The 13,445-nt window shown below is 43.0% G+C and carries 14 protein-coding genes; 11 read left to right on the forward strand and 3 right to left on the reverse strand.

Going from position 1 to position 13,445, the window contains the following annotated elements:
• The first annotated feature begins 73 nt into the window (after positions 1-73).
• The 5 genes from V6B33_RS03695 to V6B33_RS03715 all read left to right on the forward strand — a co-directional run bounded on the left by V6B33_RS03695 (position 74) and on the right by V6B33_RS03715 (position 5,747).
• Positions 74-1,090, forward strand: coding sequence for an ABC transporter ATP-binding protein (locus tag V6B33_RS03695; protein ID WP_334216375.1), 1,017 nt, complete (start codon positions 74-76; stop codon positions 1,088-1,090).
• A complete protein-coding gene (locus V6B33_RS03700; protein WP_334216376.1) occupies positions 1,065-2,030 on the forward strand; it encodes an ABC transporter ATP-binding protein in 966 nt (321 codons plus the stop codon). The genes V6B33_RS03695 and V6B33_RS03700 overlap by 26 nt, the downstream gene beginning before the upstream one ends.
• A gap of 74 nt (positions 2,031-2,104) precedes the next feature.
• Entirely contained in the window at positions 2,105-3,697 is a 1,593-nt protein-coding gene (locus V6B33_RS03705) for an ABC transporter substrate-binding protein (RefSeq protein WP_334216426.1), read from the forward strand.
• 120 nt (positions 3,698-3,817) lie between these two features.
• Positions 3,818-4,822, forward strand: a complete 1,005-nt coding sequence (locus V6B33_RS03710) for an ABC transporter permease (protein WP_172254864.1) — start codon at positions 3,818-3,820, stop codon at positions 4,820-4,822.
• 28 nt (positions 4,823-4,850) lie between these two features.
• Entirely contained in the window at positions 4,851-5,747 is an 897-nt protein-coding gene (locus V6B33_RS03715) for an ABC transporter permease (RefSeq protein WP_334216377.1), read from the forward strand.
• Positions 5,748-5,790: 43 nt separating this feature from the next.
• Here V6B33_RS03715 and V6B33_RS03720 read toward each other — a convergent pair whose 3' ends face one another.
• Positions 5,791-6,873 carry an FUSC family protein gene (locus V6B33_RS03720; protein ID WP_334216378.1) on the reverse strand — a complete coding sequence of 361 codons (1,083 nt, stop codon included), beginning with the start codon at positions 6,871-6,873 and terminating at the stop codon, positions 5,791-5,793.
• 246 nt (positions 6,874-7,119) lie between these two features.
• Positions 7,120-8,406: a glutamate-1-semialdehyde 2,1-aminomutase gene (locus V6B33_RS03725; protein ID WP_334216379.1), complete on the reverse strand. Its 1,287-nt coding sequence runs from the start codon at positions 8,404-8,406 to the stop codon at positions 7,120-7,122.
• A 187-nt stretch (positions 8,407-8,593) separates the two neighbouring features.
• On the opposite strand from V6B33_RS03725, the gene V6B33_RS03730 reads away from it, so the two are divergent.
• The 5 genes from V6B33_RS03730 to perR all read left to right on the forward strand — a co-directional run bounded on the left by V6B33_RS03730 (position 8,594) and on the right by perR (position 11,776).
• Complete coding sequence (locus tag V6B33_RS03730) at positions 8,594-8,995, forward strand: ion channel (RefSeq protein WP_334216380.1); 402 nt, start codon at positions 8,594-8,596, stop codon at positions 8,993-8,995.
• 76 nt (positions 8,996-9,071) lie between these two features.
• Entirely contained in the window at positions 9,072-9,542 is a 471-nt protein-coding gene (bcp, locus tag V6B33_RS03735; protein WP_334216381.1) for a thioredoxin-dependent thiol peroxidase, read from the forward strand.
• 198 nt (positions 9,543-9,740) lie between these two features.
• Entirely contained in the window at positions 9,741-10,694 is a 954-nt protein-coding gene (locus tag V6B33_RS03740) for a D-2-hydroxyacid dehydrogenase (protein WP_334216382.1), read from the forward strand.
• A 1-nt stretch (position 10,695) separates the two neighbouring features.
• Positions 10,696-11,247, forward strand: coding sequence for a cob(I)yrinic acid a,c-diamide adenosyltransferase (locus tag V6B33_RS03745; RefSeq protein ID WP_334216383.1), 552 nt, complete (start codon positions 10,696-10,698; stop codon positions 11,245-11,247).
• An 88-nt stretch (positions 11,248-11,335) separates the two neighbouring features.
• Positions 11,336-11,776, forward strand: coding sequence for a peroxide-responsive transcriptional repressor PerR (gene perR / locus V6B33_RS03750; RefSeq protein WP_334216384.1), 441 nt, complete (start codon positions 11,336-11,338; stop codon positions 11,774-11,776).
• Between the two features lie 147 nt (positions 11,777-11,923).
• Here the strand turns inward: perR and V6B33_RS03755 are convergent, their stop codons facing one another.
• On the reverse strand, positions 11,924-12,271 hold the full coding sequence (locus tag V6B33_RS03755; RefSeq protein WP_334216385.1) for a YgzB family protein: 348 nt from the start codon (positions 12,269-12,271) through the stop codon (positions 11,924-11,926).
• A 151-nt stretch (positions 12,272-12,422) separates the two neighbouring features.
• On the opposite strand from V6B33_RS03755, the gene V6B33_RS03760 reads away from it, so the two are divergent.
• Positions 12,423-13,295, forward strand: a complete 873-nt coding sequence (locus tag V6B33_RS03760; protein WP_334216386.1) for a nucleotidyltransferase-like protein — start codon at positions 12,423-12,425, stop codon at positions 13,293-13,295.
• Positions 13,296-13,445: the final 150 nt, after the last annotated feature.

The following is a 13,445-nucleotide window of genomic DNA, read 5'->3' on the forward strand; positions in this document are numbered from 1 at the left end:
ATAGAAAACATATAAAATTTAGAAAATAATCATAATTTAGAAAAGAGAGAATTGTTTTAAGGGGAGGATTTGAATGAGTCAAGCACGTCCTTTACTAACCGTAGAAGATCTAAGGACCTCCTTTTTTACCGATGACGGAGAAGTCCCTGCTGTCGATGGAGTTAGTTTTCACGTGAATGAAGGAGAAATACTGGGAGTGGTTGGTGAAAGCGGATGCGGTAAAAGTGTAACATCCCTTTCAATAATGGGGCTCGTACCCAGCCCGCCGGGAAAAATCACAGGAGGTAAGATCCTATATAGGGATGAAGACCTGACAAAAGCATCCGAAAAGAGAATGAGAGATATCCGGGGAAATGATATAGCTATGATTTTCCAGGAGCCGATGACCTCGTTAAACCCGGTCTTTACGATAGGAGATCAATTAACCGAAGCGATTCGAATACATACAAAAGCGTCAAAGAAACAAGCGAGAGCCAAAGCAGTAGAGATTATGAAAATGGTAGGTCTTCCACGTTCTGATGAACTGATTAATGAATATCCACATCAATTATCCGGGGGAATGAGGCAGAGGGTCATGATTGCAATGGCCATGGTCTGCGATCCCCAGGTGTTGATTGCCGATGAACCTACCACAGCACTGGACGTAACGATACAGGCGCAAATCTTAAAATTGATGAAAAAACTGAACAAGGAATTGAATACAGCAGTGCTGCTGATCACTCACGATTTAGGGGTAGTGGCAGAAACATGTGAAAGAATTGTTGTGATGTATTCAGGTAAAGTCGTCGAGGAAGGCACAGTGGAGGAAATCTTCAAAAATCCACAGCACCCTTATACAAAAGGGCTCATCCAGTCCGTGCCTGATATGCGTGTTAAACAGCAAAGGCTTCACTCGATTCAAGGCAGTGTTCCAAAGCCGGGGGCTATCAAAAGAGGATGCCGGTTCGCAGCGCGCTGCGATTTTGCTTTTGACCGCTGCTTAGTAGAAACACCTGAATTATTTGAAACGACACCAGGACATTGCACAAGGTGCTTCCTGTTCGATGAAACAGAGGAGGGAGTTTATGACGGAACAATTGCTGAAGGTTGAAAATCTTAAGAAACATTTCCCGATTACAGGAGGGATTCTTGGCCGACCCGTAAGTTCGGTAAAAGCGGTAGATGGAGTCTCTTTCACAGTCAATAAAGGAGAAACCTTAGGAATAGTTGGTGAAAGCGGTTGCGGCAAGTCTACCACCGGCCGGATGCTGATGAGGCTGATCGATCCTTCAGAAGGAAAGGTCACTTTTGAAGATCGTGAGCTTACGAGTCTATCAAACTCTGAAATGAGAAAGATCCGAAGGGAAATCCAAATGGTCTTTCAAGATCCATATGCGTCCCTGAATCCAAGGCATACCGTTGAAAAAATTTTGGAAGAACCGCTCAAAGTCCATGGAATGGGCTCGGCAAAAGAACGCAAAAAGAGAGTACATGAACTTCTGAACATAGTGGGTTTAAGCAGTTATCATGCAAAACGCTATCCGCATCAATTCAGCGGAGGGCAGAGACAGAGGATCGGGATTGCCCGGGCACTCATGACGAAACCGAAACTGATCATAGCAGATGAACCTGTTTCTGCATTGGACGTATCGATTCAGTCCCAGGTTTTAAATTTGATGCAGGATTTGCAAAAAGAGTTCGAACTCACCTATATCTTCATTGCTCACGATTTAGGTGTAGTCAGACATATAAGCGACAGAGTCGGCGTCATGTATTTGGGGAAAATGGTGGAGCTCAGTGACAGTGAGAAGTTATATGACAAACCATTGCACCCTTATACCCAGGCTCTTCTCTCCGCGGTTCCGATTCCGGATCCGGACTTTAAGAGAGAGACGATCCTGCTGCAGGGAGATATTCCGAGCCCTTCCAATCCGCCAAGCGGATGCACATTTCATACCCGCTGCCCCCATGCAACGGAAGTTTGTAAACAGAAGGTGCCGGAATTCAAGGAACACCAACCAGGGCATTATGTAGCTTGCCACCTCTATTAGGCGGCAAGTCTCATAAGTATATAAACAATTTTCAGGAGGGGATTTCATTGAGGAAAAAAGGCTGGTCAATTTTAATGCTTTTGATTTTAGTCTTGTCGTCCGTTTTATACGGATGCGGAGGCTCAGAGGAGTCATCAGGCGGTGACAGTGACAGTAAAGACAGCGGAGATCCTAAAGTGTTGATCTTTGGACGCGGGGGAGACTCAGTTGCTCTTGACCCTGCAACCGTTACAGACGGTGAATCATTTAAAGTAACAAAGAATATTTTCGAAACATTAGTGAAATTTGGTGAACAGGATACCGAACCAAATCCTGGACTTGCAGAAGAATGGAAGGTTTCCGACGATGGATTAACGTATACGTTCACACTTCGTGAAGGCGTTAAATTCCAGGACGGAACTGACTTCAACGCGGATGCAGTTGTTAAGAACTTTGAACGCTGGATGAATGGGGATGCAGACAAATTCCCTTATTACAGCTCTATGTTTGGCGGGTTCAAGGGTGATGAAGGCCACGTAATCAAAGAAGTGAAGGCTGTGGATGATAAAACGGTTGAATTCGTATTAAAACGCCCGCAGGCACCATTCTTGAAAAATATCGCAATGAGTCCGTTCGCGATCGTAAGCCCTAAAGCAATTGATGAATTGGGAGATAAACTGGGTGAAGCACCTACAGATGCAGGAACCGGTCCTTTCAAATTTGTAGAATGGAAACGTAATGACAAAATCGTTCTTGAAAAGAATGAAGACTATTGGAACAAAGACCTTCCAAAGCTTGACCAAGTTGTATTTAAATCAATCCCTGAAAACTCAGCTCGTCTCAACGCATTGATTTCAGGGGAAATTGATCTTGCTGATGGTGTAAATCCGAGTGATGCCTCTCAGGTTGAGAGCAATGAGCAATTACAATTATTCGAACGTCCATCAATGAATGTTGGATACTTAGGTCTGACATCAACCCGTGAGCCGTTTGATGATCCTAAAGTACGTCAGGCAATCAACTACGCAATCAATAAGCAGGAGATTGTAGACGCATTCTTCGAAGGAAGAGCAGAAGTTGCGAAGAATCCGATGCCTCCGGTAATCGCTGGATACAACGATGAAATTGAAGGGTACGAGTACAATCCTGAGAAAGCAAAAGAACTTCTTGCTGAAGCAGGATTGAAAGATGGATTTGAAATGGATCTGTGGGCTATGCCTGTACCTCGTCCATATATGCCGGATGGTCAAAAAGTAGCGGAAGCGATCCAAGCTGACTTGGCTGAAGTCGGTGTAAAAGCCAATATCGTATCGTATGAGTGGGCTACTTACCTAGATAAAGCAAGTAAAGGTGAAGCTGACGCTTTCTTACTTGGCTGGACTGGTGACAATGGTGATGCTGATAACTTCCTATATGTATTACTTGATAAAGATAATATCGGAAGCAACAACTACTCTTACTACTCAAACGATGAGCTTCACAAAATCCTGATCGATGCTCAGACAGAAGTTGACCAGGCGAAGCGTGAAGAGCTTTACAAAAAAGCTCAGGAAATCATTCATGAAGACGCTCCTTGGGTACCATTAGCTCACTCTACGCCGCTATTGGCTGGAAGTGCAGCAGTGAAAAACTTCAAACCGCATCCAACTGGATCCGACTGGTTAGGTGCTGTGGATATCGAACGATAATCAGTAAAGAACGGGGGAGATATCTTAGTATTCTCCCCCGTTTATACATAGTTTAGCTGAGCACTTGATAGGAACTATCTTCTAAGTATCATAGAATCTCCATTCAGAGAGGTGAACAAAATGTTTCAATACACCATACGAAGATTACTTCAATTAATTCCTGTATTGTTAGGGATGACGTTAATCGTATTTTTCATCATCCGTGCCATACCGGGTGATCCTGCTCAGGTCATTTTAGGCCAGCAGGCAACTAAAGAAGCCGTGGAAGCCCTTAGATTACAACTAGGGCTCGATAATCCATGGTATGTTCAATATTTCAATTATTTGGGGGGACTCCTGACGGGTGATCTGGGAGAATCACTCCGTACTAAGGTAGAGGTATCTGCAGAAATCTGGCCATATTTGGCTGCGACATTCGAGCTTGCATTTGTGGCCATCATCATTGCTGTATTTGTTGGGGTGAATGCAGGTATCGTCAGTGCGTGGTTCCAAAATTCATGGTTTGATTACACCGCCATGATCCTTGCTCTGGTAGGTGTATCCATGCCCATTTTCTGGCTTGGGTTAATGGAACAGTGGATCTTCGGAATTCAGCTGGACATGCTTCCTACAACCGGAAGGGAAAACATCCGTAATCCGGTGGATTCGATAACAAATCTGTATATCCTTGACTGTTTGATTCAGGGGAATTTTTCTCAACTTGGAGAGGTATTTAAACATCTTATCCTTCCGGGAATCGCACTCGCAACGATTCCTATGGCGATCATTGCCCGTATGACGCGGTCAAGTATGCTGGAAGTAATGCGTTCGGATTATATCCGCACGGCCCGTGCAAAAGGATTGAAAATGTTCTGGGTCGTATACAAGCACTCCCTGAAAAATGCCATCATTCCTGTTTTGACTGTCATCGGGCTGCAGATGGGGCTCCTGCTGGGCGGAGCAATTTTAACCGAAACCATTTTCGGGTGGCCGGGGATCGGGCGCTACATATATGAAGCAATCGGATACCGTGATTATCCAGTCATTCAATCGGGGATCCTGGTGGTTGCCACCATATTCGTAACGATCAACCTGATTGTCGACCTGCTGTATGCAGCTGTTGATCCGCGTATTAAATATAACTAACATCCACAGAAGAAAGAGGTGAACTCTCATGGCAGAAATAGCAGAACCGCAAAAAGAGTTTAATCCGTCTCTGCAAGAAGAAACTGTGTCTCCCTGGAAGGAGGCATGGAAAAGTTTCGTTAAAAATAAAATTGCTTTGGTCGGTTTTTGTATCGTTCTATTTTTCGTAATCCTTGCGATCGCAGCACCTTTAATTGCTCCTCAGGGAATTAACGAACAGGACTTATCCAAAAGGCTGCAGGCTCCTTCCTCCGAACATTGGCTTGGAACGGATGATTTTGGACGCGATATCTTGTCAAGAATCATTCACGGGGCAAGGATTTCATTATGGGTAGGTTTTTTCGCTGTAATCGGATCTGCGGTAGCGGGGAGTTTACTGGGAATTGTCGCAGGTTATTACGGTAGATGGGTTGACACCATCATTTCCCGTATCTTTGACATCATGCTTGCCTTCCCAAGTATTCTACTTGCAATTGCAGTTGTGGCGGCACTTGGACCATCACTTCGAAATGCTTTGATCGCCATTGCCATCATCAACATTCCGAACTTTGGACGTCTCATACGTTCGAGGGTGTTAAGCGTTAAACAGGAAGAATACGTAATGGCTGCAAAAGCGATCGGCATGAAGGACAGCAGGATATTGTTCAGTCACGTCCTGCCGAATAGTATGGCGCCGATCATCGTACAAGGGACACTGGCCATCGCTACAGCGATCATTGAAGCCGCGGCCCTTGGATTTCTTGGTCTTGGTGCGCAGGCACCGACTCCTGAATGGGGGAAAATGCTTGCCGACGCCCGCATGTTCATGCTTCAGGCACCTTGGACCATGATCTTCCCGGGACTCGCGATTATGCTGACCGTACTTGGGTTTAACCTGATGGGCGACGGTCTCCGGGATGCACTTGATCCAAAGATGAAGAATTAATATAAAAGAGCGTCAAACCAATTGTGGTTTGACGCTCTTTTACTTATTCCTCTTCTTCACCGATTTCCACTTCATTTTCATCCGTATGATAAGACTGGAAGCTCGTTATTAATTTCTCCAAATGCTCCAGGTGCTCATCATATAAAAAGATGGCCGAGAAGATATGAAGCATGTGGAAGTTTTGTACGTTTTCGTTCACGCTGTTGTTTTGTATTTCAGCCAGCATCATTTTCAATAGCTCTTTCCGGTTCAGACAAACATCCTGATAAGCTTCTGAATCCGACTGGGGATGCATTTTACCGATGAACTTTAATAATAGTTGTTCATGATATGTCAAAAGACAGTCGAGCTGCCCTTTCATGATGCCCTTTAATTCATCAGGAAGTTGAAGGATTTCGTTTTCATAACGATTGATACGCTTAAGAATATCCAAACTCCGGTTCGCCGAGGAAATCATCTGTCTGTATATGACAAGTTTCCGGCTCTTCGATATGGAGTTTTTCTTGAAATAATCCCTTTCTTCCTTATACATCAGATATAGCTGATCGACCTTAATCAATTTTTCCTTCATGCGTTCAAGGTCTTTTTTCAATAAGTGAAATTCAGTCGCATGACGCATGCTCAGTCTGATCCACTTCAGGATTTCTTCGCTTGAATCCGAAATACGATAGTAAAGTTTTGTTTCGTATTTAGGAGGCATGAAAATCAAGTTTACGAGAAAGGAGGAAAATACCCCAATCATAATCGTTGAAAAACGTATAAGTGCAAACTGGATAAACGCCTGATCTGTGACTTCCATGATGGCGATCATCGTCACCAATGCCAAGCCGATCGTCTTTTCCAGCTTTAATTTTAAGATGATAGATATGGCTACAATGGCAGCCAGTCCCACGACAAGCGGATTGCTTCCAAATAAAAGAACAAATAGTACGGCAGTTCCCGCCCCGATCAGGTTTGCCTGGAATTGTTCGACAATCGATAGATAGGATCGGTAGATGGTCGGCTGCACAGCGAAAATGGCAGCAATTCCAGCAAATACGGGAGAAGGCAATCCTAATAATTGTGAAACAAGTAATGCGATGACAATCGCAATTCCCGTTTTAAGAATGCGGGCGCCAAGTTTCATGAAAACAGGTCCTTTCTTGTAACGATTTGATAAACAATACTGTACTATACAGGTACTTTAAGGCAATATCAATAGGCAAATGAAAATAGTTTTATACAATTTTTATTACCTATCGTAACAGGAATTAAACGAAATATTAAACTATAAGGATTGGGAGGGTTTACATTTTACAGTCATTATTATAAAGAACTCTGCAAAAAAAATGCCCCAGCTCAATTAGTATGTGCGGGGCATTTATAATAGACCTTATAATTGGGCAAACGCTTTATCAACTGCTTCCAGGGTCTGTTTGATATCTTCTTCTGTATGTTCTGTCGTGAGGAACCATGCTTCGTATTTTGATGGTGCCAGGTTGATACCCTGGTTGAGCATGAGTTTGAAGAACCTGGCGAACATCTCGCCGTCCGTTGCTTCTGCCTGCTCGTAGTTTTCGATCTTTTCTTTTGTGAAATAAAGAGTGAGCGCCCCTTTTAACCGGTTAACCGTGATCGGGGTATCATGTTTTTCAGCAGCAGCTAAAATACCTTCTTCAAGCATCCGGCCGAGTCTGTCCATTTTCTCATAGACACCTTCTTGTTTAAGTACTTCCAGACAAGCGATTCCTGAAAGAATGGATGCAGGATTTCCTGCCATCGTTCCGGCCTGGTAGGCAGGTCCGAGCGGTGCAACCTGCTCCATGATTTCCAATTTACCGCCATACGCACCGATCGGCAGGCCGCCGCCGATGATTTTGCCAAGCGCAGTCAAATCAGGCTTGACCTTTAACATATCCTGCGCTCCGCCATACATGAATCGGAATGCAGTTATCACTTCGTCATAAATGACCAGGCTGCCTGCACTGTGGGCAATCTCATTTACTTGTTGGAGAAAGCCTTCTTTTGGCTCAACGATTCCGAAATTCCCGACAATCGGTTCGACGAGAACGCCAGCGATCTGATCTCCCCATTTTTCCATTGCTTCCCTAAAAGGTTCGATATCATTGAAAGGAACAGTGATCACCTCCTGTGCGATGCTCTTCGGAACTCCGGCAGAATCAGGTGTACCCAGAGTAGAAGGACCTGAACCTGCCGCAACAAGCACTAAATCAGAGTGTCCATGATAACAGCCGGCGAACTTGATGATCTTATCTCTTCCTGTATAAGCACGGGCGACTCGGATTGTCGTCATGACAGCTTCCGTACCTGAATTGACGAAACGTACCTTATCCATATATGGCATTGCTTCTTTAATCAATTTCGCGAACTTCACTTCATGGCGCGTAGGTGTCCCGTATAAGACGCCGTTTTGAGCAGCTTTTGTAATGGCTTCCGTGATATGAGGATGTGCGTGACCTGTGATGATCGGCCCGTATGCTGCCAGATAGTCGATGTATTTATTCCCGTCCACGTCCCAGAAATAAGCCCCTTTTCCCCTTTCCATTGCAACTGGAGAGCCGCCTCCAACTGCCTTATAAGATCGGGATGGGCTGTTTACCCCGCCTACAATATGTTCCAATGCATCTTTATGTAAGGATTCTGATTGAGTGAAATTCATTGAGTACCCTCCTGAATAAATAAACTTAGATGATTCTTCATGCCAGTCAGCTTACCTTTTCTATTGTAGTATGCGTGAGAGCTTTTTAGCAAATTGAATCCTGCGTGGAAATGAACGAATAAGCCGGAATGATTTTTTGCAGGTGTGCGTACATATACAAAGACAAGCCTGAAATGAGGGAATTCTTATGATAGTAGTAATCGCTTCTATGATTCTGTTTTGTATGTTCATGAGTTTAAGAGCTTTATTCTATCCTTCCAGGTGGAAAATTCATTATGTTTCATTTCATCATTTCTTCTTTTTGGGGATGTGCTATGTAACCATCATGATCGGATTCGGACTGTTGTTTACACTATTAGAGCTCGAAGGCATACCAATACTGGTTGAAAATGGCCATCCTGTTTCAGGTGATTTTTTTGATCATGTATTTACGACGATGTATTTCAGCGGCATCACTTTGTTTTCTGTCGGATATGGGGATGTGACTCCTGTCGGTATCGGCAGGGGGATCGCACTCATAGAATCCTGGCTCGGGTATACGATCCCTGCTGCGTTTGTTGTGAAATCGTTTATGAATTATGACAAATAACCCCGTATGATTTGAGTTTTTCCTTCCTATTGGGTACGCTATCAGTAGAAAAGAGCGAATATGGAGGGATTTTGAAATGACGGTTGAAACGGGTCAAAAAGCGCCAGCCTTCGAATTGACGGCAAGCAATGGTGAGAAGGTAAAGTTATCCGATTACAGAGGCAAACATGTGGTGCTCTATTTTTATCCGAAAGATATGACACCGGGCTGTACCACTGAAGCATGCGACTTCAGGGATCAACATGAAAACTTCGGGAAACATGATGCAGTGATCCTGGGTGTGAGTCCGGACCCGGTCGGGAAGCATGAAAAATTCGTGGACAAGCATGGCCTGCCATTTTTATTATTGGTGGATGAAGATCATAAAGTTGCTGAAGAATATGGAGTTTGGAAGCTTAAGAAAAACTTCGGAAAAGAATATATGGGTATCGAACGTTCCACTTTCATCATTGATAAAGAAGGAACCCTTGCAAAAGAGTGGAGAAAGGTCCGTGTGAAAGGACACGTGGAGGAAGCTCTCCGTTATATAGAAGAAAACCTTTCGTAAGCCTATTTTGAAGCCTATTTTACAAAGGGTGAGGCTTTTGTCCATTCACATCATCGGGGTTGTCATATAGTAAGAGTAGGGCAACCTCCTCAAATAAGTCAGTCTCATCCGTGTAAAGGATCGATTTGAATCGATCCTCTTTTTTTATGATTAAACCCGCAATGTGATAAAATATTCCCAATAGGGATAGGAGGTTTAATGATGAAGGTGGTTGTAACATTTCAGCCTAAGGAAGAGTTTGCCGAGGATTTGGTCCAGCGCTTTCCTGAAGTTGAATTTTCATTCTTTAAAAATATCGGTGAAGCGCAGCATATTTTACCCCAAGCAGAAATCATTGTCACGATGGGAGAAGACTTGAACGACCGGCATATAGAACTTTCACAGCGTCTGAAGTGGATCATGGTGACATCTGCCGGACTTGAGAAAATGCCATTTAAATCAATCAGGAAAAAGGGGATCCTGGTCACCAACGCAAGGGGTATACATAAGATTCCGATGGCAGAGTTCACTTTCGGATTGATGCTTCAGTATGCTAAACAGCTTCAATCAGTTCTGAAGCAGGAGGAAGAAGGAGTATGGAGCAGAAGACTCCCGACCTCCGAGCTGAATGATGCCTCTCTGCTCGTTTTGGGGGCAGGGGCAATCGGCAGTGAAATAGCGCGGTTAGGAAAAGCCTTTAATATGAAGACGGCAGGAGTGAATTCAACAGGGGAAAGAGTAAATCACTTCGATCATATGTACACACTTCGGGATTTTGAGGAATTCCTGCTTTATGCGGATTATATTGTTGCAGTACTTCCAAGCACTGAGAATACAAAATATATTCTGCAGAAGGAGCATTTTGAGATGATGAAGGATTCTGCGGTTTTCATTAACATCGGCCGCGGTGATTTAGTGGAAGAATCAATCCTTCTTGATGCAGCAAGCGAAAAGAAGGAAGGACATATATTTCTGGATGTATTCGAAGAAGAACCACTTCCTGCAGAACATCCATTCTGGCAGGAAGAAGGGATCACCGTAACACCACATATGTCGAGTATCACAAAAATGTATATGCCGAGAGCGTTGGATATCTTTAAAAAGAATCTGGAAGCATATAGTAACAAGAGTGGAGAATATATAAATGTGATCGATGCCGAAAGGGGATATTAATATGAAGATTTATACGAAGTCAGGGGATAAAGGAACCACTTCACTTGTATACGGCTCACGTGTTTCAAAGAAAGATCAGCGGGTCGAAGCATACGGCACATGTGATGAGGCGAATTCAATGATCGGACTCGGGTTAAGCTATTTAAAAACAGAGTACTTTGATGGCAAAGAAAAGTTTGAGGGATTCTTTCATAAAATCCAGACGGTTCTTTTTCATGTAGGCGCGGAACTTGCTACACCTCCAGGAAAAGATGTGAAGTGGAAACTTGATGATGAAAACATCAAAGAACTTGAGGAACAAATCGATTTCCTGGATGGGAACTTGACACCGTTAAAAAATTTCATCCTGCCAGGCGGACATCCTTCAGGGGCAGCAATGCATACCGCAAGGACGATTGTGAGAAGGGCAGAGCGGGAAGCAGTCGGCATTGGGGATGATGTGAATCCTTTGGTGCTGTCTTATCTGAACAGACTATCAGATTTCTTATTCGTGGCCGCAAGGTACATCAACCAGCAGCTCGGTGAACAGGAGAAAAATTTACACCAGCAATAGTAGAAAGATTGACAAAGTGTACCCCTGATTAGTACACTATTTATAAAGATTATAAAATAATAATTCTTATGAAAAGAGGTGCATGGCGATGTTAGAAGAAGGACAATTAAAAGAAGCAATTTCAACATTGAAGGAAACTGGTGTCCGTATCACCCCTCAACGTCATGCGATTTTAGAATATCTCATTGATTCAATGGCTCATCCAACAGCTGATGACATATATAAAGCACTTGAAGGAAAGTTTCCGAATATGAGTGTGGCTACTGTATACAACAATCTGCGGGTCTTCCGTGAAGTCGGCCTGGTTAAAGAGCTGACCTATGGTGATGCTTCTAGTCGCTTTGATTTTGTAACGTCAGACCATTACCATGTCATTTGCGACAACTGCGGCAAAATTGTCGATTTCCATTACCCTGGTCTGGATGAGGTGGAGCAGCTTGCCTCGCATGTAACGGGATTCAAAGTAAACAATCACCGAATGGAAATTTACGGTACCTGTACAGATTGCTCAACTAAAGAAACTCATTGAAAAGATGGCTCTCACAACCATCTTTTTTTCTTTTGCCCTGTCGAAAGTGAAGTTGAAAAATCATGAACTGCTTTCAGATACTTAATCGTACAATTTAGAAGCAGAAACAAAAAGACCTCCGTTCAGGAAGGTCTTTTTTTGTGCTCATTATTTCTTTTTATTATACTCTTCATTAAATTCTTCGCCCTCTAGACCAGGATCCAGAGTCAGCGGTTCATTACAATACATACACATGTCTACCCGGCCCAGGACCTTAGTGACCTTACCGCAATTGGGACATGTAACCTGAACTGCCTTTGTCGACAACATTCCGATCCAGAAGTAAACCACAGTACTGCCGATGATAGCAAGAAAACCAAGCAGCATAAATATAGTCATTACCCATGGATGCTCTTTAAAATATATACCTACATACATAATGATAAATCCGATGAAAACCAAGCTTAAAGCAAATGTACGGATTTTATTGATCTTACTGGAATAATTCTTCGCCATGATTGTCCCTCCTAGAAAAATACTATACCATATTTGGTGGAGTGAGGGGACAGGAAAACCTTTTGTCGAAAAATGACTATATAAAGAGAAGGAAATCCTGTTTCGATGTCGAAATAGTTACCAACCAATGATTGATGTGGAGGAGTTTTAAATGGAAGACATTTTACGCCCGATTTATCAGGAACGTACAAGCCATCCCAATACACTAGGCGTCCTATTAATAGAACAAAGCAAGAAATCGAGTCCGGTTACTGATACATTCGATATTGTATTATTTCTTATTGTAAAGGACTCTGATGAACCGGTATTCGTTAAACATTACACTTATGAAGACCATAAGGCCGCCTTACATATCGTCACAGAAGAAAAGCTGCGGGAATGGATCCTGCTGGGTACCAATCGGAAAGTGATCGATTGGCTGTTCAATGGGAAAATCCTTTTTGATCGCAACGAATATGTGCAGGGCCTCAAAACTGAATTGAGAGATTTCCCTTTTTACGGAAGGAAAATCAAAATGGGAATGGAATTCGGGAAGCTGATCCGCCGATATATGGATGGGAAGGTGTTTTTTGAATCCAGGCACTATCTTGATGCCTATAATCATATCGTTCATTCTCTGCACCATCTGGCCAGGCTAGCTGTAATCGAAAATGGATTCCATCCTGAAGTGACCGTCTGGAATCAGGTGAAACAGATTGAACCTGAAATATACAAATTATATGAAGAACTTGTCACAAGCGAAGAGGAAATCGATAAAAGACTCGAATTATTATTTTTAGCCAGCGAATTTTTGATTCACTCCCGGACCAAAGTGGCATCGGAGCACCTTATAAATATTTTGGAACAAAAAGAACAATGGAGTTTTCAGGAACTTCTTAATCATGAAGAAGCCGGTCATTACTCTGTTGATCTTGGCATGCTGATTGAATATTTAACGGATAAAGGCTTCGTTGAAATAGTGGACGTCGAAACGAAAGGGAAAGGAGTTTATCACCGATATTATCGGGCTCCAAAAAAATTATAGTAAAATATTAAATTTCAATTGACTTCAATAAAGAACCTTGATATATTAGTACATGTCGCTGCTGAACGACAAACGAGTCCGGTCAGTGGCGACATGATAATCTTGAAAAAAGTTGTTGACTTCAGGTTGATAACTTGGTAAGATTAAAAG

It is taken from the genome of Mangrovibacillus sp. Mu-81, from assembly GCF_036867415.1.
Lineage (GTDB): Bacteria > Bacillota > Bacilli > Bacillales > Bacillaceae_B > Rossellomorea.

What these genes read in the sequence shown, in the direction of transcription:
- perR (WP_334216384.1), top strand. Translation starts at nt 11,336, where the DNA reads ATGTTAGAAGAAGGACAATTAAAAGAAGCAATTTCAACATTGAAGGAA.
- V6B33_RS03715 (WP_334216377.1), top strand. Translation starts at nt 4,851, where the DNA reads ATGGCAGAAATAGCAGAACCGCAAAAAGAGTTTAATCCGTCTCTGCAA.
- V6B33_RS03720 (WP_334216378.1), bottom strand. Translation starts at nt 6,873, where the DNA reads ATGAAACTTGGCGCCCGCATTCTTAAAACGGGAATTGCGATTGTCATC.
- V6B33_RS03755 (WP_334216385.1), bottom strand. Translation starts at nt 12,271, where the DNA reads ATGGCGAAGAATTATTCCAGTAAGATCAATAAAATCCGTACATTTGCT.
- bcp (WP_334216381.1), top strand. Translation starts at nt 9,072, where the DNA reads ATGACGGTTGAAACGGGTCAAAAAGCGCCAGCCTTCGAATTGACGGCA.
- V6B33_RS03695 (WP_334216375.1), top strand. Translation starts at nt 74, where the DNA reads ATGAGTCAAGCACGTCCTTTACTAACCGTAGAAGATCTAAGGACCTCC.
- V6B33_RS03700 (WP_334216376.1), top strand. Translation starts at nt 1,065, where the DNA reads ATGACGGAACAATTGCTGAAGGTTGAAAATCTTAAGAAACATTTCCCG.
- V6B33_RS03745 (WP_334216383.1), top strand. Translation starts at nt 10,696, where the DNA reads ATGAAGATTTATACGAAGTCAGGGGATAAAGGAACCACTTCACTTGTA.
- V6B33_RS03705 (WP_334216426.1), top strand. Translation starts at nt 2,105, where the DNA reads ATGCTTTTGATTTTAGTCTTGTCGTCCGTTTTATACGGATGCGGAGGC.
- V6B33_RS03710 (WP_172254864.1), top strand. Translation starts at nt 3,818, where the DNA reads ATGTTTCAATACACCATACGAAGATTACTTCAATTAATTCCTGTATTG.
- V6B33_RS03730 (WP_334216380.1), top strand. Translation starts at nt 8,594, where the DNA reads ATGATAGTAGTAATCGCTTCTATGATTCTGTTTTGTATGTTCATGAGT.
- V6B33_RS03740 (WP_334216382.1), top strand. Translation starts at nt 9,741, where the DNA reads ATGATGAAGGTGGTTGTAACATTTCAGCCTAAGGAAGAGTTTGCCGAG.
- V6B33_RS03760 (WP_334216386.1), top strand. Translation starts at nt 12,423, where the DNA reads ATGGAAGACATTTTACGCCCGATTTATCAGGAACGTACAAGCCATCCC.
- V6B33_RS03725 (WP_334216379.1), bottom strand. Translation starts at nt 8,406, where the DNA reads ATGAATTTCACTCAATCAGAATCCTTACATAAAGATGCATTGGAACAT.